The sequence below is a fragment of the Achromobacter sp. 01N37 genome, assembly GCF_056399725.1.
Window position 1 is genome coordinate 1 of record NZ_JBFTRX010000037.1, and the last position, 2,044, is coordinate 2,044.

Below are 2,044 nucleotides of genomic sequence, written 5' to 3' on the forward strand. Positions count from 1 at the left end.
ATCAAGAGCTCTACGTTCGTGCGCACGGGCGGCAACACGACGGTGTCGCGCGGGCGCAGCGAAAACGTGACCTTCAAACAGTACATCGAACGCAAGATACCGTTCCGCCCCGTGATCAGCACGGTCTGCCAGTGGGCGTTGAAGTCGCCTTTGACAGTACCAAGAAGAATCCGCAAGAAGATCCCCGGCGACGTCATCGAAACCACGATTGATATCGCGTTAAAGCAAACCACCGCGTCACTGGTGTTTGAAGCCGTGGACGATTTGCTGGGCTGGCAAAGTCCGCTGAAGGCGGAGCCGAATTACAACGGCACGTCGTTTGCCGCCATGCTCGGCGAGCCATCCACGCGGCCAAAACGGATCAGCGAGTACTTCCCTTTCTGGCCACGTCCAAAGGGCAGCTTGGCGCCGGATCTGGTGATTGTGGAGTATCGCCAGCAGCCGTTTGAAGTTGAAAACGTGTTCGCGGCGGTTGAGATCAAGTTTCCGAACGATTGGGTCAAACAGAATCAGATGAAAAGCTACGTGAGGCTGATGCACGGCAATACGCAGAAGGTCGCGCTTCTACGCGTTCCGGAAGACTGCACGGGTTATTCCCCCACCTCAGAGAAAGGCGACCAAAGCGAACCACGCAGGAGGAGAAGAGGATGAACGCGAGCAGCCGCTTGATTGAGGATGATGACCTCGTGGGCATGATCGATGACCTGAAAAAATGGCCGAGCATCGCCATTGACAATGGATCGTTCGAGCTCTCAAGCACCCCATTCCTGACCTTCTACTTCCACTACGAACCTGATCATTTCCTACGGACCACGCTGGACATGATTGATATTCACGAGGACTTTGAAAAGTGCTTGGGCGCTCCCTACACAATAGCCACCCACCCTGATTCGGAACGGCCCCACCCTTACGGCTCGAAGCGTTTGGGAGATCTACGTGAGTGGGTACGAAGGACGCCGCTCGAGAAAGCGTTCTCCGTCAACTTCACTGATGAAAAGAACCATCAGAGCTCGCCCACCCACGCCGCGTACTTGTGGCGTGAACCCACGCTTGGAGACAACTTCCAGTACTACTCATCGATCCAGTTTTACTATCGCTGGCAATGGTGGTTGGATAACAAGGACGCTTGGCGGAAATTTGTCTTGGACACGATCGGCCGCCTGAAGCCGGCGCAAGTCTACAGCGGCTTCTCAATGGGCAATCCTCTGGAGTTCGGCATGCGATCCGAAATCGCTGCCTGGGACCGAGCTCTTGCTCCCCATTTTTACGGACTGGACACTGACTATCCATTTGGTATGGACGGCCCCGCCCAGCTCCCCTCAGGCATCCGCCCCCCCACCTGGGGCTTCTTCCTGTCGGACATCTGGCGCGAAAAGCTCTCGGTCTCGCGCGAAGACGTTATCGCTCATCTCAACGACCCACGCATCCGCATCGACACGCTCAGCTGCGGGCAATGGATTGAACTGGGTCCGCAACCCGAGCTGTATCCCGTTGAACTCGGCGTGCCTGAACTTCCCGTTCTGCTCAACCGTCTGCTCAGACGCATCCGACATCCGCAACTGGAACTGACTGGCTTTGGCGAATGGGATGGCGACCCGAACGAATATTTCGACCACATCGACACCCAGCGCTGGCTGGCGCGCTTCGATGACGATAGTGATTGGCCAACGCCCGAGATTCGCGGCCTGACCCCGGGCGACCCACCCGTCGAGCCTACGGCCACCCACGTCGTCGTGGGGGAGCCGATTCCTTCGGACGGCTGGTGGTACACGCTCGCCAAGACCGATTCCCGCCGTTACTTCAAGGCCGGAGAGTTCGCACCGCCGGTCTCGCAAAACGCCTCTCGAGGCCGCGTCATCTGGCAGCGCGACATTGATCAACGCGCACCCGAACCTGAACCGGCGCGGCAGGCAAAGACCGGCCAACCCGCTCCACGCGCCGGCCGATGGCGCGCCGACGAGAAAGGATCGATCTTGTGCACCGTCGCTAAGGATGAACCGCTGCCGGCTTATCAAGGCCAGCCGGTGACGTGGCATTGGATGCA

General features: G+C 58.4%; 2 protein-coding genes. Both read left to right on the forward strand.

Features of this window, described 5'->3' with window-relative positions; genetic code table 11:
- On the forward strand, positions 1-651 hold a 651-nt coding region (locus AC1DSJ_RS30070), incomplete at its 5' end, for a VRR-NUC domain-containing protein (protein ID WP_476760467.1).
- On the forward strand, positions 648-2,044 hold a 1,397-nt coding region (locus tag AC1DSJ_RS30075), incomplete at its 3' end, for a type VI immunity family protein (RefSeq protein ID WP_476760468.1). The genes AC1DSJ_RS30070 and AC1DSJ_RS30075, both read left to right, overlap by 4 nt.